This window comes from Pseudomonas sp. SWRI50, from assembly GCF_014269095.1.
In the GTDB taxonomy this organism is placed as follows: domain Bacteria; phylum Pseudomonadota; class Gammaproteobacteria; order Pseudomonadales; family Pseudomonadaceae; genus Aquipseudomonas; species Aquipseudomonas kermanshahensis.
This window is the reverse complement of sequence record NZ_JABWRW010000001.1, coordinates 73,548-93,231: the sequence shown is the minus strand read 5'-3', so window position 1 is coordinate 93,231 and position 19,684 is coordinate 73,548. Positions and strand designations below refer to the sequence as shown.

The following is a 19,684-nucleotide window of genomic DNA, read 5'->3' as shown; positions in this document are numbered from 1 at the left end:
TCCCACAGGGGCAGCGCAGATCCTAAGGCTTGCGCTGCAGCTGTAGGAGCGGCCTTGCGTCGCGATGGGCTGCAAAGCAGCCCCAATTCTGCAATTTAAGACATTTCCTACGCACTTTTAAGGTGCAGCTTACATATCCCTCCCCCTCGAAACATGCTGCAATTGCCATCATTTTGCCCGCGCAAACGTTCAACTTCGTCGAAAGTTATACCGATGCGACATCCATGTACGCTCGTGCCACCTTTCTGGCGCCAACTATCCTTCTGAGTGTTGCATTGGGAACAGCCCCTGCATAAGTATCCTCAGGTCGGCTCACGAGGCCACCTCAATCAAAAATGACAACAATGAGGCCACCATGCTCAAACACGCAGTCATTCCGTTCTTGCTAGGCGCAGGTTTGCTGGCCGGCGCCCCGCTCGCCCACGCAGCGTCCAACCTGGTGTTCTGCTCCGAAGGCAGCCCGGCTGGCTTCGACCCAGGGCAATACACGACGGGAACCGACTTCGACGCCTCGGCCGAGACCGTGTTCAACCGCCTGACCCAGTTCGAACGCGGCGGTACCGCCGTGATCCCGGGCCTGGCGACTAAATGGGAAGTGTCCGACGACGGCAAGACCTACACCTTCCACCTGCGCGAAGGGGTCAAGTTCCACACCACCGACTACTTCAAGCCCACCCGCACATTCAATGCCGATGACGTGCTGTTCACGTTCAACCGCATGCTCGACAAGAACCACCCGTTCCGTAAGGCCTACCCCACCGAATTCCCCTACTTCACCGACATGGGCATGGACAAGAACATCGCCAAGCTCGAGAAGGTCGACGAGCACACCGTGCGCTTCACCCTCAACGAGGTGGACGCCGCGTTCATCCAGAACCTGGCGATGAGCTTCGCGTCCATCCAGTCGGCCGAGTACGCCGACCAACTGCTGAAAGGCGGCAAGGCCGCCGACCTCAACCAGAAACCGATCGGCACCGGCCCATTCGTGTTCAGCAAGTACCAGAAAGACGCGCAAATCCGCTTCAAGGGCAACAAGGACTACTGGAAACCCGAGGACGTGAAGCTCGAAAACCTGATCTTCGCCATCACCACCGATGCCTCGGTGCGCATGCAGAAGCTCAAGAAAGGCGAGTGCCAGGTCACGCTGTTCCCGCGCCCGGCCGACATCGAGCCGCTCAAGGCCGACAAGAGCCTGCAGATGCCGCAACAGGCCGGCTTCAACCTCGGCTACATTGCCTACAACGTGATGGACAAGATCAAGGGCAGCAGCGTGCCCAACCCCATGGCCAAGCTCGAAGTGCGTCAGGCACTGGACATGGCGGTGGACAAGAAGAAGATCATCGAATCGGTTTACCAGGGGGCCGGCCAGCTGGCGGTAAACGGCATGCCGCCTACCCAGTGGTCCTATGACGACAGCATCAAGGACGCCCCCTACGACCCGGAAAAGGCCAAGCAGTTGCTCAAGCAAGCCGGCATCCCGGAGGGCACCGAGATCACCCTGTGGGCCATGCCCGTGCAACGCCCGTACAACCCCAATGCCAAGCTGATGGCCGAAATGCTGCAATCGGACTGGGCCAAGATCGGCATCAAGGCGAAGATCGTCAGTTATGAATGGGGCGAATACATCAAGCGCTCCAAAGGCGGTGAACAGGGCGCCATGCTAATCGGCTGGAGCGGCGACAACGGTGACCCGGACAACTGGCTAGGTACGCTTTATGGCTGCGATGCGATCGACGGCAACAACTTCTCCAAGTGGTGCTACAAGCCCTACGACGACCTGATCAAACAGGCCAAAGCCACCTCTGACCAAGCCAAACGCACCGAGTTGTATCAACAGGCGCAGCACATCCTCAAGCAGCAGGTGCCGATCACTCCGATCGCCCACTCCACCGTGTACCAGCCCATGAGTGTCAAGGTGAAGGACTTCAAGATCAGTCCGTTTGGGCTGAATGCCTTCTACGGCGTCAGCGTGGACAACTAATAGGGTAGCCCCCGGCACCCGGCGCGCGGCGGGTGCCTGCCCCACCACAGCCAACCTCCATAACGCCTGCCTGCTGCTACCCGCAGCGGGATAGGCAACCTGTTGCCGCCATTCGTACCCCGAGGCGGCGAAACAGACGAACAAGGACTTGCCATGCGCCATGCCACCGCCGTTTCGACCCTGCTCGCGCTGGGCCTGATGAGCCAATCCCCGGCCCTGCTCGCGAAAAACCTGGTGTTCTGTTCCGAAGGCAGCCCGGCGGGTTTCGACACCGCCCAGTACACCAGCGCCACCGACAACGACGCCGCCGAGCCGATCTACAACCGCCTGGTCGAATTCGAACGCGGCGGCACTGCCGTGCACCCGGCCCTGGCAACCAAATGGGACATCTCCGAGGATGGCCTGCGCTACACCTTCCACCTGCGCGAGGGCGTGAAGTTCCACGCCAACAAGGCGTTCACCCCAGGCCGCGACTTCAATGCCGACGACGTGCTGTTCACCTTCAACCGCATGCTCGACAAGGGCCACCCGTTCCGGCTGGCCTACCCCACCGAGTTCCCCTACTTCGTCAGCATGGGCCTGGACAAGAACATCGCCCGCATCGAGAAGGCCGGCCCGTTGACCGTGGTGTTCACCCTGAACAAGGTCGACGCCGCGTTCATCCAGAACCTTGCCATGAGCTTCGCGTCCATCCTGTCTGCCGAATACGCCGAGCAGTTGATGACCCGCGGGCGCCCTAGCGACATCAACCAGCAGCCCATCGGCACCGGGCCGTTCGTGTTCCAGCGCTACCAGAAGGACGCGCAGATCCGCTTCAAGGGCAACAAGGACTATTGGGCTCCGGATGAGGTGAAGATCGACAACCTGGTGTTCTCGATCAACACCGACCCTTCGGTGCGCATCCAGAAGCTGCGCCGCAACGAATGCCAGGTCACCTTGCACCCTCGGCCGGCCGACCTGCCAGCGCTCAAGGCCGACAAGACGCTCGAGGTGCTGCAACGGCCCGGCTTCAACCTCGGCTACATCGCCTACAACACCCAGCACCCGCCCTTCGACCGCCTGGAAGTGCGCCAGGCCATGGACATGGCAGTCAACAAGCAGGCGATCTTGCAGGCGGTGTATCAGGACTCCGGGCAACTGGCGGTGAACGCCATGCCGCCCACCCAATGGTCCTATGACGACAGCCTCAAGGACGCCCCCTTCGACCCAGCAAAAGCCAAGCAACTGCTCAAGCAGGCCGGGGTCAAGGACGGCACCGAAGTCACCCTATGGGCCATGCCGGTACAGCGCCCGTACAACCCCAACGCCAAGCTCATGGCCGAGATGCTGCAGGCCGACTGGAACAAGTTGGGCTTCAAGGTGCGCATCGTCAGCTACGAATGGGGCGAGTACCTCAAGCGCATGAAAAGCGGCGAGCACGACATCGCCCTGATCGGCTGGACCGGCGACAACGGCGACCCCGACAACTGGCTCGGTACCCTCTACAACTGCGATGCCATCGGCAGCAACAACTACTCCCTGTGGTGCGACCCGCAGTACGACAGCCTGGTCAAGCGGGCCAAGCAGGTGACCGACCGCGAACAACGCACCGCCCTCTACCGCCAGGCCCAGCAACGGCTCAAGCAACAGGTGCCGATTACCCCGGTGGCGCATTCCACGGTGAACCAGCCGATCAGTGTCAAGGTTTCCGACTTCAAGGTCAGCCCCTTTGGCCGCAATGATTTTTCCGGTGTGAGTGTTGATTAGGCATTAACCAGTACTGGCCTCTTCGCGGGTCAAGCCCGCTCCCACAGGTACTGCAGGTAGTGGGGAACCTGTGGGAGCGGGCTTGCCCCGCGAAGAGGCCGTCACTGGCAACACACCTCCCCCTGATTAGCCCGGCAACCCCAGGCAACCCTGGCAACACCGCAGCAATAAACCCGGCTCACAAGGCCGGTAATAACTAGAAAAAGGAAAGGGAGCTTTCACCTTGAGAATATTCACCTCAACCGCACTGGCCTTAACCATTGGCAGCTTTTGCTCCGTGGTCGAAGCCGACCCCCAGCGCCAGGACTACGTCCCGCTCACCCTCAAGACCGGCAGCGAACAGGAACAAGCCACCGGCTTCGTCGACGGCCAGAGCCTGTCCGGCTCGACCCGCAACTGGTACGCCCGCGAGCGCGCCGCCCGCGCCCCGCTGTGGAAGTACTACAAAAGCGACGGCACCCGCCACGACACCCACAGCCGCGAGAACTGGCTGCAAGGCACCCTCCTCAACTACAGCTCGGGCTTTACCCAAGGCACCGTGGGCTTTGCCGTCGAGGCGGCCGGCTACAACGCTGTTGCCCTGCTACAAGACCGCGAGGCCATCGCCGGCCCCAACAACCGGACGCTGACCCACAGCGACGGCGACCCCATCGGCCAGTGGAGCAAACTGGGCCTGGGCAACATCAAAGCCCGTGTGTCCAACACCACACTCACCGTCGGCCGCCAGTCGGTGGACACGCCGATGATCGCTTACATCGGCAACCGCGCCCTGCCTTCGAGCTTCCAGGGTGCCTTTCTGCACAGTGCCGAATTCGACAACCTCTCGTTCGACCTGGGCACCTTCGACCGCGTCTCGCCGCGCACCGAGCAAAGCCTCAGCAAGTTCCGCAGCGAGTATGGCGCCGCTGGCGTCGAGACCGACCGCGCCAGCACCACCGGGGTCAACTACCAGCCGTTCAAGAGCCTGACCACCAGCCTGTACGCCACCAAAGTCGACGACTTCTGGAACCAGTACTACTTCGGCGCCAACCACGTGCTGGGCGACAGCGCCGTACTCAGCCTGAGCACCGGTCTGAACTACTACAAGACCGTGGACGAAGGCAGCAAGAAGATGGGTGAGATCGACAACGACACCTACAGCCTGTCGCTTGGCCTGACCCACCAGGCCCACACACTCTCCGCCGCCTGGCAGCAGGTCAACGGCAACGAGTACTTCGACTACCTGCACGAAACCAACGGCATCTACCTGGCCAACTCGCTGCTCTCGGACTTCAACGGCCCCAACGAGAAATCCCTGCAGATTTCCTATGTGCTGAACATGGCGCCCTACGGCGTGCCGGGCCTGAAGTTCAACCTGTACAACGCCCGCGGCTGGGGCATCGACGGCACCCACTACCGCGGCACCGCCTATGACGTGAAGGGGCTGGACGGCGAGACCCACTACGAGTGGGGCATCGGCACCAGCTACGCGGTGCAGAGCGGCCCGCTGAAAGACACCAGCATCCGCGCCACCTATACCGCACACCGCGCCAGCAAGGCCCAGGCCGATGGCAGCCTGGACGAGTTCCGCGTGGTGACCACCATTCCGTTCAACATCCTCTGACCCATGACGCCACGGCCTACTTCGCCCACTGAAAAAAACAGGCCGTGGCGGCTACGCTGGAATCAAAGCTTGCAGGGAGTATTCATGAAATCGCTACCGCTCCGCGCTGCCCTGGCAGCGCTCATCCTGGGCAGCGCCGCGCCGCTTGCGGCCAAGCCGCTGGTGGTGTGTACCGAAGCCAGCCCCGAGGGCTTCGATGTCGTCCAGTACACCACGGCCGTGACGTTCGATGCCTCGTCCGAAACCCTGTTCAACCGCCTGGTCGATTTCACCCCCGGGACGACCGACATCCAGCCGGCACTGGCGGAACGCTGGGACATCTCCGCTGATGGCCTGACGTACACCTTCCACCTGCGCCAGGGGGTGAAGTTCCACACCACCGACTACTTCACGCCCACCCGCGACTTCAATGCCGACGACGTGCTGTGGAGCCTGCGCCGCCAGCTCGACCCTCAACACCCCTGGCACGACAAGACCAGCGTCGGCTACCCGTATTTCGAAAGCATGGCCTTTGGCAAATTGCTCAAGTCGGTAGACAAGACTGACGATCACACCGTGGTGATCACCCTCACCCGCCCGGAAGCACCGTTTCTGCGTGACATGGCCATGGGCTTCACCTCGATCTACTCCGCCGAATACGGCGACCAGTTGCTGAAGGCAGGGAAGACAGGCGACCTCAACAGCAAGCCGATCGGTACCGGCCCGTTCATCTTCCAGCGCTACAGCAAGGACGCACAGGTCCGCTACAAGGCCAACCCAGACTACTTCCGTGGCAAGCCACCGGCCGATGCCCTGATCTTTGCCATCGCCAGCGACAGCAACGTCCGCCTGCAGAAGCTGCGCGCCAACGAATGCCAGGTAGCGCTGTACCCCAAGCCCGAGGACGTGCCGTCGATCAAAGCTGACCCTAAGCTCAAGATCGCCAACACCGAAGCACTGGTTACCGGCTACATCGCCATGAACACCGAGCACAAATACCTCAGCGATGTGCGGGTGCGCAAAGCCATCGACATGGCCTTCGACCGCCAGACCCACGTCGATCAGCTGTTCGGCAAAGGCAACGCCCTGGTCGCTATCAACCCCTACCCGCCGTCAATGATCGGCTTCAACCGCGACAACAAAAACCCGCCCCGCGACCTGGACAAGGCACGTGCGCTGCTCAAGGAGGCCGGTGTACCGGAAGGTACGGTCATCACCCTGTTCACCCGCAACGGCGGCGGCCCGACCAACCCCAACCCGCGGCTGTCCGCCGAGATGTTGCAATCAGACCTGGCCAAGGTCGGCATCAAGCTCGACATCCGCGTCATGGAGTGGGCCGAGATGCTGCGCCGGGCAAAAAAAGGCGAAGCCGACCTGGTGTCCACCGGCTGGGCCAGCGACAACGGCGACCCAGACAATTTCCTCACCCCGCTGCTCAGTTGCGAGGCGGCGAAAAATGGCGAGAACTACGCGCGCTGGTGCAACTCGAAATTCCAGGCGTTGATCACCCAAGCCCGCGAGGTGATCGATAACGACGCGCGTGCAAGGCTCTATAGCGAGGCATTGAAGGTGTACGATGACGACCAGCCCTGGATCAACATGGCCCACCCGAAGGTGTTTACCGCCATGCGTGACAACGTGGAGGGTTACGTGATCAACCCTCTGACCAACAACAACTTCGCCACCACCCGGGTGAAGTAGAAAAACAACGACCGCCGGCAGCCCACACGGGGACCGGCGGCACTGCCGTGGCGTGCTGACTGCCGCCTGGCCTGAAGAGGTAACCCCGACAATGTTGAGTTTTATTGCCCGGCGCCTGGGCCTGCTGATCCCGACCTTCTTCGGTATCACCTTGCTCACCTTCGCGCTCATACGCCTGATCCCCGGCGACCCGGTGGAAGTGATGATGGGCGAGCGCAGGGTCGACCCCGAAATGCACGCCCAGGCCATGGAGCGCCTGGGCCTGAACAAGCCACTGCCGGTCCAGTACCTGGACTATGTGGGCAAGCTCGCCCAGGGTGACCTGGGCGAATCGCTGCGTACCCGCGAGAGCGTGTGGACCGAATTCCTCACCCTGTTCCCCGCCACCTTGGAGCTGGCCTTCGCCGCCCTGCTGTTCGCCGGCATCGTCGGCCTGCTGGCCGGGGTGATCGCGGCACTGAAGCGGGGCTCGCTGTTCGATCATGGGGTGATGGGCATCTCGCTCGCTGGCTACTCCATGCCGATTTTCTGGTGGGGCCTGATCCTGATCATGTTCTTCTCGGTCAGCCTGGGCTGGACGCCGGTGTCCGGGCGCATCGACCTGCTCTACGACATCGAGCCGAAAACCGGTTTCATGCTGATCGACACCCTGCTGAGCGACGAAGAAGGCGCGTTCAAGGATGCGGTGATGCACCTGATCCTGCCGGCCATCGTGCTGGGCACCATTCCGCTGGCGGTGATCGCCCGCATGACCCGCTCGTCCATGCTCGAAGTACTGCGCGAAGACTACATCCGTACCGCCCGCGCCAAGGGCCTGTCGCCCGCCCGCGTGGTGTTCGTGCACGGCCTGCGCAACGCGCTGATCCCGGTGCTCACCGTGTTCGGCCTGCAAGTCGGCACACTGCTGGCCGGCGCCGTGCTCACCGAAACCATCTTTTCCTGGCCGGGCATCGGCAAATGGCTGATCGAAGCCATCGGTGCCCGTGACTACCCCGTGGTCCAGAACGGCATCCTGTTGATCGCCTGCCTGGTGATTCTGGTCAACTTCGTCGTGGACATCCTCTACGGCCTGGCCAACCCACGCATCCGTCATCAGCGCTGAGGCCTTCGCCATGACTAGCCCGATTGCAAAATCCGTCGCACCGGCCAGCCCGGTGGACCAAAGCCTGCTCTACCCCTCGCCGTACAAGGAATTCTGGCACGCCTTCTCGCGTAACAAAGGCGCGGTGATGGGCCTGGCCTTCATGTGCCTGGTGGTGTTCTGCGCCCTGTTCGCCCCTTGGGTCGCCCCGCATGACCCGAGCGAGCAGTACCGTGACTTCCTGCTGACCCCGCCGGTGTGGCTCGAAGGCGGTACCTGGCAGTTCATCCTCGGCACCGACGAACTGGGCCGCGACCTGCTGTCGCGCTTGATCCAGGGCGCCCGGCTGTCATTGCTGATCGGCCTGTCGTCGGTGGTGATGTCGCTGATCCCAGGGATTCTGCTGGGCCTGCTGGCCGGCTTCTTCCCGCACTTCCTCGGCCCCTCGATCATGCGCCTGATGGACGTGATGCTGGCCCTGCCCTCGCTGCTGCTGGCCGTGGCCATCGTCGCCATCCTCGGCCCTGGCCTGATCAACACCGTGATCGCCATCGCCATTGTCTCGCTGCCTGCCTATGTGCGGCTGACCCGCGCCGCGGTAATGGGCGAACTCAACCGCGACTACGTCACCGCCGCCCGCCTGGCCGGTGCCAGCTTGCCGCGGCTGATGTTCGTCACCGTGCTGCCCAACTGCATGGCGCCGTTGATCGTGCAGGCTACCTTGAGTTTCTCCTCGGCGATCCTCGACGCCGCGGCCCTGGGCTTCCTCGGCCTGGGCGTGCAACCGCCCACCCCCGAGTGGGGCACCATGCTGGCTTCGGCCCGCGACTACATCGAGCGGGCCTGGTGGGTGGTGAGCCTGCCGGGGGTGACCATTCTGCTCAGCGTGCTGGCAATCAACCTGATGGGCGACGGACTGCGCGATGCGCTGGACCCGAAACTCAAGAACGCCGCCTGAGGAGAACGCCATGTCACTGTTGCAGATCAACAACCTCAATGTGCGCTTCGGCGACGCCCATGCAGTACCGGTAGTGGACGGCCTGGACCTGGCCGTGGATGCCGGAGAGATCCTGGCCATCGTTGGCGAGTCCGGCTCGGGCAAATCCGTCACCATGATGGCCCTGATGGGCCTGATCGACGCCCCCGGGCGCATCACCGCCGATACCATGACGTTCAACGGCACCGACATGCTCAAGCTCAGCGGCCGCCAGCGGCGCAAGGTGGTGGGCAAGGACATCGCCATGGTCTTCCAGGACCCGATGACTGCGCTCAACCCGAGCTTCACCGTGGGCTATCAGATCGAAGAAGTGCTGCGCCAGCACCTGGGCCTGAAGGGCAAGGCTGCGCGCCAGCGGGCCCTGGAACTGTTGAAAAAAGTCGAGATCCCGGCCGCGGAAAGCCGCCTGGACGCGTATCCGCACCAGCTGTCTGGCGGCATGAGCCAGCGCGTGGCGATCGCCATGGCGATTGCCGGCGAACCCAAGCTGCTGATCGCCGACGAACCTACCACCGCCCTCGATGTGACCATCCAGGCGCAGATCATGGAGCTGCTGGTCAACCTGCAGAAAGAGCGCAACATGGCGCTCATTCTCATTACCCATGACCTGGCCGTGGTGGCTGAAACCGCCCGGCGCGTGTGTGTGATGTACGCCGGGCAAGCGGTAGAAGTGGGCCAGGTGCCCGAGCTGTTCGACGTCCCCGCCCACCCCTACAGCGAAGCCCTGCTGGCGGCGATCCCCGAGCACAGCCTGGGCGCCGAGCGCCTGGCCACCCTCCCCGGCATCGTCCCTGGCCGTTACGACCGGCCGCAAGGTTGCCTGTTGTCGCCGCGCTGCCCGTACGTGCAGGACAACTGCCGGCAACAGCGCCCGCCCCTCGCCCCCCAGGCACACAGCCTGGTGCGTTGCTTCTACCCGCTGAACCAGGAGGTGGCGTGATGGCCGTCGTACTTACTGCCCGCGAGTTGACTCGCCATTACGAAGTGTCCCGCGGCCTGTTCAAGGGCCACGCCCTGGTGCGTGCGCTCAATGGCGTATCGTTCGAACTGGAGGCCGGCAAGACCCTGGCTGTGGTCGGTGAATCCGGCTGTGGCAAATCGACCCTGGCCCGCGCCCTGACCTTGATCGAAGAGCCCTCCTCCGGCTCGCTGCAGATCGCCGGCACCGAGGTCACAGGCGCCAGCAAGGCCGAGCGCAAGCAATTGCGCCGCGATGTGCAGATGGTCTTCCAGAGCCCGTATGCCTCGCTGAACCCGCGCCAGAAGATCGGCGACCAATTGGCAGAGCCACTGCTGATCAACACCTCGCTGAGCAAGGCCGAACGGCGCGAGAAAGTGCAGAAGATGATGGAGCAGGTCGGCCTGCGACCCGAGCACTACCAGCGCTACCCGCACATGTTCTCGGGGGGGCAGCGTCAGCGTATCGCCCTGGCCCGGGCCATGATGCTGCAGCCCAAGGTGCTGGTGGCGGACGAGCCGACCTCTGCACTCGACGTGTCGATCCAGGCACAGGTGCTGAACCTGTTCATGGACCTGCAGAAGGAATTCAACACCGCTTACGTATTCATCTCGCACAACCTGGCGGTGGTTCGGCATGTGGCGGATCAGGTGTTGGTGATGTACCTGGGGCGGCCGGCGGAGATGGGGCCGAAGGCGGATATCTACGAGAAGCCGCTGCACCCATATACCCAGGCATTGCTGTCGGCAACGCCGGCGATTCATCCAGACCCGTTGAAGCCTAAGATTCGCATTGCAGGGGAATTACCCAACCCGTTGAACCCGCCGGATGGCTGCGCGTTCCACAAGCGTTGCCCGTATGCGACGGAGCGCTGTGCTGTTGAAGTGCCGGCCTTCAGGCAAGTGGGAACCCGGCAAGTCGCCTGCCATTATGCAGAGCAATTTCTCTAGGTCGGTGTGACATTCATCGCCGGCAAGCCGGCTCCCACAAGTACGGCGCAGGCTTCAAACCTGCGCCGCACCTGTGGGAGCCGGCTTGCCGGCGATGGGCCGCAAAGCGGCCCCACATTCTCAGTGCATGAATATCGCGATCAAGATGATCACCGGAATCGGTACCCCAAGCATCCACAGCAGTAATGAGCGCATGTTGTTTCTCCTTCCTTAACGTTGAATGCTTCGATGGGTCGTGTAGCCCACGCCTTCCCCTTCCAGCCACAGCACGCGATCACGCTGACGGCCACCGAACAACGCAGCCAGGCTGGCAAAGAACGCACCGCAGAGCAGCGCAACGAAGGTCCACAGCGCCGTCCAGGCTGCCACTTTGGCCGCCGTATCAGCTGCCTGTTTTGCCTGCACCTTGGCCTGCTGCACTTGGGCGTACACTTCATCCACCCGTGCTTCGGCTTCCGCCTGGCTCAATCGGGTACGCTGGGCCACCAATTGCGCGAGATACGCGCGGTCACCTTCAGCCATCGCGCCACCCTGGGCGATAGACTTGGCCAGGATGCGCGCCGCTACGCCGTTGGCAGCATCGTCGCTGACCGCTGCCGGGCCATCGCTACGGAACAGGCTGTCGACGAAGTAACCATTGGCATCAGGCTTGGGCGCCATGCTCGCAGCCGCCCCAACCGCCGTCGCCCCCGCCTGCACGCCCGCACCGGCCAAACCACCGACGGTGCCAACGATCAGCATGGCCGCAACCAGCGTGGCCACTGCCCAGGCGAGGAAGCCATGGGCCGTGTCGCGGAAATACACTTCATCGCCATGCAGATTGGCCCACTTCACCCGCAGCCGGCCGGCGATATAGCCGCCCAGGCCTGAAGCGAGAATCTGCGTCAACAACAACCAAATGATCGCCGACACGCCCAAGGTCTGGGCGCTGGCGCCTTCATCTGCCCATGGCGAAGTGGCGGCAAAGCCAAGCCCCGCACCGAGCACCACAAGGATCAAAGACAGCGCGGCAGCAGCAGCGGCACCCGCGAAGATGGCCGCCCAGGACACGCCTGAACGATTCTGGGAATCGACATAGGGATATTCGGCAGAGGGGATCATGGTTTTTCGCCTTTATTGTGAGCATCGGGACCAGTCGCGTGATGATCGGTGCAGAGGCCGTGCCACATGTGTCAAAAAATGACTTTCAAGCGAATCAACGGGTTAGCTCAAACGCGTTTCCTGGAGTCGTGCAAAACACCCGGATTGCTCGTATAGGCTCAGGGTTTATGCAATGTCCGCTGGCCGCGCCCCTGGCTTGCCTACCGCCCCTGCCCCCGGCACTATTTGCGAATGCGTTCTAACCCCCCTGCCGACGGCCCCGAACAGACGCCCATCACCGCCGAGACCGTGATGCGCTATCACCTGTGCTGGAAGCACCGCGACCTCGACGGCGTCATTGCGCTGTATCACCCAGACGTGCGGTACCACGACTTCTTCCAGAACCGCGTGCTCGGCTTCAACGACCTGCGCGACTACGTACGCGCCAGCCTGCCACGTGAGGCGGGTGAAGATATCGTTCACAGCGACCGTATCCGCGTCGATGGCTGCACAGCTTTCATCCAGTACCAAGTCACCGTGCAAGGCGGCGAAGGCCTGGTCGCGTTCCAGTCCAGCGAGGCCATCACCGTCAAGGATGGCCTGATCTGGCGGGTCAACGAATACGCCACGCTGGTGCGACAACAGGGCAAGGGCCTGACCAACGCCGGCCCGCGACCGGCCACCAGCCGCCTCGGGCTTTCGCCGCGCCAGCTGTCGACCATGGCCCAGGACCTTGAGCACTACTTTCAGCGTCAACGCCCCTACCTCGACCCGGAACTGGACCTGCAACAGGTCGCCGATGCCAGCGGCTACAGCCGCAACCAGATCTCCTACCTGCTCAACCAGGTGCTGGGCCAAAGCTTCTACCGTTACGTCAACCAGGCGCGCCTGCAGCACCTGATGGCCAGCCTGGACGACGATACTGCCCAGGCTCCGATCGACGACCTGGCGTTCAGCGCGGGCTTCAATTCGCTGTCGGCGTTCTACAAGTGCTTCCGCGAAAACACCGGACTCACGCCCAAGGCCTACCTCAAGCAAATTTCTCTGCGTGCACGCACGTAAGACAGCCGCTGGCTGACAGCACTAGGATCGCCCACAGACCTTGACCGATGTGGAGCCGACCCCGATGCAACCCCTGCGCACGCTCAGCCTGTGGATGGACCAGCTCGACGAGCCGCTGTGCGCGCGCCCGGCACTGCGCGATGACCTCGACGTTGACGTGTGCATCATCGGCGCCGGTTATACCGGCCTGTGGACCGCGTACTACCTCAAGCGCCAGGCGCCACAGCTGAACATCGCGGTGATCGAGGCCAACATCGCCGGCTTCGGCGCCTCCGGGCGCAATGGCGGCTGGCTGATGGGCAACCTGCTCGGCGAGGACCGCCTGCTCGCCACCCTGTCGCCGCAACAACGCCGCGCCAGCATCGACCTGTTGCACGGCATTCCCGATGAAGTGCACGCCGTGCTGCAACGCGAAGCCATCGACTGCGACTACCGCAAAGGTGGCGTGCTGTATTGCGCTGCCCGCTACCCCGAGCAGGAGCGCAGCCTGCGCGCCTACCTGGACGACCTCTATCGCCAGGGCATGACCGAGGATGACTACCGCTGGCTGCGCCCCGAGCAGTTGGACGCCCAGTTGCGGGTCAGTAACGCCTACGGTGCGATCTACAGCCCGCACACCGCAACGATCCAGCCGGCCAAGCTGGCGCGCGGCCTGGCCCTGGCGGTAGAAAACCTCGGCGTGCCGATTTACGAAAACACCCCTGCCATCGACTGGCAGCCGGGTGAAGTGCGTACCCCGCTGGCACGCATCCGCTGCCAGTGGACAGTACCCGCTGTGGAAGGTTACGCCGCCAGCCTGCCACCGCTGGGCAAGCATCAACTTCCAGTGCAGAGCCTGCTGGTGGCTACCGAGCCACTGCCGGAGTCGACCTGGGAGCAGATCGGCCTGAGCCAGGGCCAGGCGTTCAGCGAAAGCAGCCGCCAGGTCACCTATGGCCAGCGCACGGCCGACAATCGCCTGGTGTTCGGCGCCCGCGGCGGCTACCGCTTCGGTGGCCGGCTACGCGAAGACTTCACCCTGACCGATGCCGAAGTTGACCTGCGCCGCTACCTATTCAGCGAGCTGTTCCCCCAGCTCAAGCATGTGCGCATCACCCATTCCTGGGGCGGCAACCTAGGCATGGCCAGGCGCTTCCGCCCGCACATGCTGTGCGACCGCCAACGCGGTATTGCCCTGGCCGGTGGCTATGGCGGCGAAGGCGTCGGAGCCACCAACCTCGGCGGGCGCACCCTGGCTGCGCTGATCCTCAACCAGCACAACGCACTGACCGCACAACCCTGGGTGCTCGACAATCGTCCGCTGTCGAGCCTGGCCACCTGGCCTGCCGAGCCCTGCCGTTGGCTGGGCTACAACGCGATCATCCAAAGCTTCGTGCACGAGGACCGAACCCTCGCCAACCCCGCCAGCGCGCCTTGGAGGCGGCGCCTGGCCAGCTCGCTCGCAGACTTCATGGAAGGCTTCATGCACTGACTTCCCTTTCACCTACACAGGATCCACCGGTCATGAGCATCACCCAGTTCAAACACACCGACAGCGCCGTCCTGGACAGTTCCAACCCCGTAGCAGTCCCGCTCGGCGACCCCGTCGCGGTCACCTCGGTCACCTGCGTGGAACGCAGCGATGGCGTCGAAACCGGCATCTGGGAGTGCACCCCGGGGCGCTGGCGGCGGCAGATCGTGCAACAGGAGTTCTGCCACTTCATCAAGGGCCGCTGCACCTTCACCCCCGACGGTGGCGAGCCCCTCTCCATAGAAGCCGGAGACGCACTGATGCTACCGGCCAACAGCACAGGCACCTGGGACATTCAGGAAACCGTGCGCAAGACCTACGTTCTGATTTTCTGATCCGCTGATCGCCTGCCTTCGATAACAACAGACAAAGCAAGGTAAACCCGACATGCGCACCTTCCTTCTCGCACCCCTGATGCTGGCCGCCAGCGTGGCCAGCGCCGCCGACACGGTGAAAATCTACAACTGGTCCAGCTACGTTGCCCCTGACACCCTGAAAAACTTCCAGCAAGCCACGGGCATCGTGCCGACCTACGACGTGTACGACAGCAACGAAACCCTCGACGGCAAGTTGATGACCGGCAACTCCGGCTACGACGTGGTGTTCCCCTCCAACCACTTCATGGCCCGGCAGATCCAGGGCAAGGCCTTGAAGCCGCTGGACAAGTCGCAGTTGCCCAACTGGCACAACCTCAACCCCGTACTGCTCAAGGCGCTTGAGGTCAATGACCCGGGCAACCAGTACGGTTTTCCGTACCTGTGGGGCAGTACCGGTATTGGCTATAACATCGACAAGGTCAAGGCGATACTTGGCGAAAACGCGCCAGTGGACTCGTGGGACCTGATCTTCAAGCCTGAGTACATGAGCAAGCTGAAAAGCTGCGGTGTCGCGGTGCTGGACAACGGCCCCGAGCTGCTGCCAATCGCCCTTCACTACCTGGGCTTGGCGCATCACAGCCAGGATCCGAAGGACTACGAGAAGGCCAAGGACCTGTTGATGAAGGTACGGCCGTACATCAGCTACTTCCATTCTTCCAAATACACCGGCGACCTGGCGAATGGCGATATCTGCGTGGTGGTGGGCTTCTCGGGTGACGTGCTACAGGCGAAAAACCGTGCGGATGAAGCGAACAATGGTGTGAAGGTGGGGTATTCAATCCCGAAGGAAGGTGCGCCAATGTGGTTCGACATGGTCGCCATGCCAGCCGATGCACCGGATGAGAAGGCCGGGTATGCCTACATGAATTACTTGTTGCAGCCAGACGTGATGGCCAACATCAGCAACCATGTGCAGTACGCCAACGGCAACCTCAAAGCCGACGGGCTGGTGGACCCGGCGATGAAGGGCAATACGATGATTTACCCCAGCGACGAGCTGATGGGCAAACTGTATGCACTGGAGGCGATGCCGGCCAAGATCGACCGCATCCGGACGCGGATCTGGACCAGTATCAAGGCAGGCAACTGAATGCGGCCGTAACACGGTCACTGTGGGAGCGGGTTCACTCGCGGGTAAACCCGCCCCCACAGGGTCAGTTAGCAGGCTCTCGAAATCAGTGGTGTTCGCGGGTAGCGCGGAACTTGACGTCCGGCCAGCGCTCTTCCATCAGCGACAGGTTGACCCGGGTCGGCGCCAGGTAGGTCAGGTGACCGCCACCGTCGATGGCCAGGTTCTCCATGGCCTTGGTCTGGAATTCCTCGAGCTTCTTCTTGTCGTCACAGCTGATCCAGCGCGCGGACCACACAGTGATCGGCTCGTAGGCGCACTCGACCTTGTACTCTTCCTTCAGGCGGCTGGCGACCACGTCGAACTGCAGCACACCGACGGCACCGAGGATGATGTCGTTGCTGCGCTCGGGGAAGAACACCTGGGTCGCGCCCTCTTCGGCCAATTGCTGCAGGCCCTGACGCAACTGCTTGGATTTGAGCGGGTCTTTCAGGCGCACACGGCGGAAAAGCTCTGGAGCGAAGTGCGGAATACCGGTGAAGCCCAGCGCCTCGCCTTCGGTGAAGGTGTCGCCGATCTGGATGGTGCCGTGGTTGTGCAGGCCGATGATGTCGCCAGCAAAGGCTTCTTCCAGCTGCTCGCGCTCGGAAGAGAAGAAGGTCAGCGCGTCACCGATGCGCAGGTCCTTGCCGGTGCGCACGTGGCGCATTTTCATGCCCTTCTCGTACTTGCCCGAGCAGATGCGCATGAAGGCGATACGGTCGCGGTGTTTCGGGTCCATGTTCGCCTGGATCTTGAACACGAAGCCTGTGAACTTCTCTTCCACCGGCTCCACGGTACGCTCGTGGGCCACACGGGCCAGCGGGCGCGGCGCCCAGTCGACAACAGCGTCGAGCACATGGTCGACACCGAAATTGCCCAGTGCGGTACCGAAGAACACCGGTGTCAGCTGGCCATTGATGAACTCGTCCTGATCGAATTCATGGCAAGCGCCCTGAACCAGCTCAAGCTGCTCAAGGAAGCGATCATATTCGTCACCCAGGTGCGCACGGGCTTCATCGGAATCGAGCTTCTCGATGATCTTGACCTCAGTACGCTCATGGCCGTGGCCCGGGGTGTAGACGATGATGTAGTCGCCGGCCAGGTGGTACACGCCCTTGAAATCGCGGTAGCAACCGATCGGCCAGGTGATCGGCGCGGCCTTGATCTTCAGAACGGCTTCGATCTCGTCGAGCAGTTCGATCGGGTCGCGGATGTCACGGTCGAGTTTGTTGATGAAGCTGACGATGGGCGTGTCGCGCAGGCGGCAGACGTCCATCAGAGCGATGGTCCGCGGCTCTACACCTTTACCGCCGTCGAGCACCATCAGCGCCGAGTCCACCGCGGTCAGGGTGCGGTAGGTGTCTTCCGAGAAGTCTTCGTGGCCGGGGGTGTCGAGCAGGTTGATCATGTGCTCGCGGTATGGGAACTGCATCACCGAGGTGGTGATGGAGATGCCGCGCTGCTTCTCCATTTCCATCCAGTCGGAGGTGGCGTGGCGGTCGGACTTGCGCGACTTCACGGTACCCGCGACGGCAATGGCCTTGCCCATCAGCAGGAGCTTCTCGGTGATGGTGGTCTTACCGGCGTCGGGGTGGGAAATGATGGCGAAAGTGCGGCGCTTCGCGACTTCGGCGGCCTGGTTGGTCATGGGAAATCGCCTGACTGGGGGATTCAAAAAGGGGCGATATCATACCTGAAGTTGGGCGGGGACCAAAATTTGATCCCCGCCGTTGGTCAATGACGGTCAATCAGGCGCGCTTTGCCTGATCCTCACAAAAGCCGTCAAGCGTTACAGGTGGACGGCCAGGCATATGAACGACGAGCTCCAGGGTGCCACCCAATGCCTCCACATAACTACGCAGGGTCGAAATCAACATGTCACTGCGCTTCTCCACCTTGGATATGTTGGCCTGACGAATGTCCAGACGCTCTGCCAAACCTTCTTGAGTGAATTCGAGCTGTTTACGCAATGCCTGAAGCGTCATTTCTTCGCGAATCAATTGACGCCCCAGCTGCTCCACCCGCTCCCTGCGTTCAGGGGACAATCCGTTGATGACCTCATCAAGTGTCTTGGACATCTTTCTCTCCTCTCGACAGGTGATTCTCAAAGCGAGCGTCTGCTTGCTTGATCAACCCCTGATAAAACCTGTGCTCCCCAACACCGCACTTGTCACCGGCCACCAGGATGACTGCCTGGCGGTCAGGATCGAAAGCAAATGCGACCCGCCAGACCGCATTGCGCCCAGTGAATCTCAACTCTTTCATGTTCGGATATCGGGATCCATTCAATGTATCGACATGAGGTCGCCCAAGCGCTGGCCCTGATGATTGCAGCAACCGCAGGTGACCCAGCATTCGCTCCTGAACGCTGTCATCCAACGCATCGAAATCGCTGATGAACTCCTCACAAAATCTGATCGTCCACGCCAACAAAATACCTCCAGAGGAATATTCCCTCAAGTAAATATTGAAAGAACCGAGAGGGGAATTTTGTCCATCAGCACAATTGGATTGATAGCAGGTAAACCAACGCCTTTACGTAGGAATAACGTTGTTTTCTCGTATGAAAAAACACCTCTCCCAGTGATTAACACTGGCCAAATGCCGCCTCAGATGGGAACCTTTACGCCCTCGGAGACGTCCACTCCCCTGCAACCCGCTTCGGTTGGGGACTGGTTTCATCAGCTTTTTCGGGCCCGACGGGGTTCGGCTCATGGCCTGATCGCAGCCTTCGGTTGCTTCACGCTGCTACTCGCGAACACACCACTCGCTGCCAGGTATGGCCGGCCAAAAAAAGAGTGTGCTCGCCGACAACACAAGGAGTCCGCCTGTGGCTACACGCTACGGAAAAGGGCTGTTGGGATGCGCCACCGTGCTCGTCATCCTGGCCCTGCTGATCCACTGGATCGGCATCGACACGATCGCGCGTTACCGCGACGATCTTGGGTTCTACCTGCAAGCGCACCTGATACTGGTGCTGGCTTCGATGGCGGCGGCGTTGGCCGTGGGCATCCCCGCTGGCATTGCGCTTAGTCGACCGCACCGGGTCGACAAAGCCGAGCGCTTCATGCAGTTCTTCAACGTTGGCAATACCATTCCCCCGCTGGCCGTTCTGGCCATCGCGCTCAGTATCCTGGGCATCGGCGCCGGGCCTGCGATCTTCGCGCTGTTCCTCGCCTCCCTCCTGCCCATCGTGCGCAACACTTACGAAGGCCTGAAAAACGTCCCCGCCTCGCTCAAGGAAGCCGCCACCGGCATCGGCATGACCCCGCGCCAGCAACTGTGGCAGGTGGAACTGCCCAATGCCGTGCCAATCATCGTCGGCGGTGTGCGTGTGGCCCTGGCGCTGAACGTGGGCACCGCACCCCTGGCATTCCTGATTGGCGCCAACAGCCTGGGCAGCCTGATTTTCCCTGGCATTGCCCTGAACAACCAGCCGCAGCTGCTGCTGGGCGCCGCATGTACGGCGCTGCTGGCCTTGCTGCTCGACGCCCTGGTGAGCTTCTCCAGCAAGCGCTGGCTGGAACGTGGCCTGGCCCAATAAGACG

General features: G+C 62.1%; 17 protein-coding genes. 13 read left to right on the top strand and 4 right to left on the bottom strand.

Annotated features, from left to right (window positions below; all coding sequences use genetic code 11):
* The first annotated feature begins 355 nt into the window (after positions 1–355).
* The 8 genes from HU750_RS00450 (at position 356) to HU750_RS00415 (ending at position 10,996) form a co-directional block, all read left to right on the top strand.
* Positions 356–1,981 carry an ABC transporter substrate-binding protein gene (locus tag HU750_RS00450; protein WP_186675606.1) on the top strand — a complete coding sequence of 542 codons (1,626 nt, stop codon included), beginning with the start codon at positions 356–358 and terminating at the stop codon, positions 1,979–1,981.
* Between the two features lie 153 nt (positions 1,982–2,134).
* Complete coding sequence (locus HU750_RS00445; RefSeq protein WP_186675604.1) at positions 2,135–3,727, top strand: ABC transporter substrate-binding protein; 1,593 nt, start codon at positions 2,135–2,137, stop codon at positions 3,725–3,727.
* 223 nt (positions 3,728–3,950) lie between these two features.
* Entirely contained in the window at positions 3,951–5,330 is a 1,380-nt protein-coding gene (locus HU750_RS00440) for an OprD family porin (protein WP_186675602.1), read from the top strand.
* An 84-nt stretch (positions 5,331–5,414) separates the two neighbouring features.
* Positions 5,415–7,010, top strand: coding sequence for an ABC transporter substrate-binding protein (locus HU750_RS00435; protein ID WP_186675600.1), 1,596 nt, complete (start codon positions 5,415–5,417; stop codon positions 7,008–7,010).
* A 91-nt stretch (positions 7,011–7,101) separates the two neighbouring features.
* Entirely contained in the window at positions 7,102–8,112 is a 1,011-nt protein-coding gene (locus tag HU750_RS00430; RefSeq protein WP_016485006.1) for an ABC transporter permease subunit, read from the top strand.
* A 10-nt stretch (positions 8,113–8,122) separates the two neighbouring features.
* Positions 8,123–9,049, top strand: a complete 927-nt coding sequence (locus tag HU750_RS00425) for an ABC transporter permease subunit (protein WP_027595574.1) — start codon at positions 8,123–8,125, stop codon at positions 9,047–9,049.
* A gap of 10 nt (positions 9,050–9,059) precedes the next feature.
* Positions 9,060–10,028: an ABC transporter ATP-binding protein gene (locus HU750_RS00420; protein WP_027595573.1), complete on the top strand. Its 969-nt coding sequence runs from the start codon at positions 9,060–9,062 to the stop codon at positions 10,026–10,028.
* Positions 10,028–10,996, top strand: coding sequence for a peptide ABC transporter ATP-binding protein (locus HU750_RS00415; RefSeq protein WP_186675598.1), 969 nt, complete (start codon positions 10,028–10,030; stop codon positions 10,994–10,996). Before HU750_RS00420 ends, HU750_RS00415 begins: the two co-directional genes overlap by 1 nt.
* 210 nt (positions 10,997–11,206) lie before the next feature.
* Here the strand turns inward: HU750_RS00415 and HU750_RS00410 are convergent, their stop codons facing one another.
* On the bottom strand, positions 11,207–12,097 hold the full coding sequence (locus HU750_RS00410; protein ID WP_186675596.1) for a hypothetical protein: 891 nt from the start codon (positions 12,095–12,097) through the stop codon (positions 11,207–11,209).
* Positions 12,098–12,328: 231 nt separating this feature from the next.
* On the opposite strand from HU750_RS00410, the gene HU750_RS00405 reads away from it, so the two are divergent.
* From HU750_RS00405 to HU750_RS00390, 4 genes are all read left to right on the top strand, one after another.
* On the top strand, positions 12,329–13,138 hold the full coding sequence (locus tag HU750_RS00405; protein ID WP_186675594.1) for an AraC family transcriptional regulator: 810 nt from the start codon (positions 12,329–12,331) through the stop codon (positions 13,136–13,138).
* A 64-nt stretch (positions 13,139–13,202) separates the two neighbouring features.
* A complete protein-coding gene (locus HU750_RS00400; RefSeq protein ID WP_186675591.1) occupies positions 13,203–14,609 on the top strand; it encodes an NAD(P)/FAD-dependent oxidoreductase in 1,407 nt (468 codons plus the stop codon).
* A gap of 32 nt (positions 14,610–14,641) precedes the next feature.
* Positions 14,642–14,983 (top strand): cupin domain-containing protein, encoded by a 342-nt coding sequence (locus HU750_RS00395; protein ID WP_099452974.1) that lies wholly within the window; start codon positions 14,642–14,644, stop codon positions 14,981–14,983.
* 52 nt (positions 14,984–15,035) lie between these two features.
* Entirely contained in the window at positions 15,036–16,115 is a 1,080-nt protein-coding gene (locus tag HU750_RS00390; protein WP_186675584.1) for a polyamine ABC transporter substrate-binding protein, read from the top strand.
* A gap of 85 nt (positions 16,116–16,200) precedes the next feature.
* On the opposite strand, the gene HU750_RS00385 is transcribed toward HU750_RS00390, so the two are convergent.
* The 3 genes from HU750_RS00385 to HU750_RS00375 form a co-directional block, all read right to left on the bottom strand.
* Complete coding sequence (locus HU750_RS00385; RefSeq protein WP_027595568.1) at positions 16,201–17,784, bottom strand: peptide chain release factor 3; 1,584 nt, start codon at positions 17,782–17,784, stop codon at positions 16,201–16,203.
* Between the two features lie 100 nt (positions 17,785–17,884).
* Complete coding sequence (relB, locus tag HU750_RS00380) at positions 17,885–18,214, bottom strand: type II toxin-antitoxin system RelB family anti-toxin (protein ID WP_186675581.1); 330 nt, start codon at positions 18,212–18,214, stop codon at positions 17,885–17,887.
* Positions 18,198–18,566, bottom strand: a complete 369-nt coding sequence (locus HU750_RS00375) for a type II toxin-antitoxin system RelE/ParE family toxin (protein ID WP_186675578.1) — start codon at positions 18,564–18,566, stop codon at positions 18,198–18,200. Before HU750_RS00375 ends, relB begins: the two co-directional genes overlap by 17 nt.
* Positions 18,567–18,966: 400 nt before the next feature.
* Here HU750_RS00375 and HU750_RS00370 point away from each other — a divergent pair, with 400 nt between their 5' ends.
* The gene (locus tag HU750_RS00370) at positions 18,967–19,680 is read left to right on the top strand and encodes an ABC transporter permease (RefSeq protein ID WP_027595567.1); all 714 of its coding nucleotides are present in this window, start codon (positions 18,967–18,969) and stop codon (positions 19,678–19,680) included.
* Positions 19,681–19,684 lie beyond the last annotated feature (4 nt).

Bases quoted from the DNA above. Each gene is read 5' to 3' on its own strand.
- HU750_RS00450 (WP_186675606.1), top strand. From the start codon at position 356: ATGCTCAAACACGCAGTCATTCCGTTCTTGCTAGGCGCAGGTTTGCTG.
- HU750_RS00445 (WP_186675604.1), top strand. From the start codon at position 2,135: ATGCGCCATGCCACCGCCGTTTCGACCCTGCTCGCGCTGGGCCTGATG.
- HU750_RS00435 (WP_186675600.1), top strand. From the start codon at position 5,415: ATGAAATCGCTACCGCTCCGCGCTGCCCTGGCAGCGCTCATCCTGGGC.
- HU750_RS00430 (WP_016485006.1), top strand. From the start codon at position 7,102: ATGTTGAGTTTTATTGCCCGGCGCCTGGGCCTGCTGATCCCGACCTTC.
- HU750_RS00425 (WP_027595574.1), top strand. From the start codon at position 8,123: ATGACTAGCCCGATTGCAAAATCCGTCGCACCGGCCAGCCCGGTGGAC.
- HU750_RS00420 (WP_027595573.1), top strand. From the start codon at position 9,060: ATGTCACTGTTGCAGATCAACAACCTCAATGTGCGCTTCGGCGACGCC.
- HU750_RS00415 (WP_186675598.1), top strand. From the start codon at position 10,028: ATGGCCGTCGTACTTACTGCCCGCGAGTTGACTCGCCATTACGAAGTG.
- HU750_RS00410 (WP_186675596.1), bottom strand. From the start codon at position 12,097: ATGATCCCCTCTGCCGAATATCCCTATGTCGATTCCCAGAATCGTTCA.
- HU750_RS00405 (WP_186675594.1), top strand. From the start codon at position 12,329: ATGCGTTCTAACCCCCCTGCCGACGGCCCCGAACAGACGCCCATCACC.
- HU750_RS00400 (WP_186675591.1), top strand. From the start codon at position 13,203: ATGCAACCCCTGCGCACGCTCAGCCTGTGGATGGACCAGCTCGACGAG.
- HU750_RS00395 (WP_099452974.1), top strand. From the start codon at position 14,642: ATGAGCATCACCCAGTTCAAACACACCGACAGCGCCGTCCTGGACAGT.
- HU750_RS00390 (WP_186675584.1), top strand. From the start codon at position 15,036: ATGCGCACCTTCCTTCTCGCACCCCTGATGCTGGCCGCCAGCGTGGCC.
- HU750_RS00385 (WP_027595568.1), bottom strand. From the start codon at position 17,784: ATGACCAACCAGGCCGCCGAAGTCGCGAAGCGCCGCACTTTCGCCATC.
- relB (WP_186675581.1), bottom strand. From the start codon at position 18,214: ATGTCCAAGACACTTGATGAGGTCATCAACGGATTGTCCCCTGAACGC.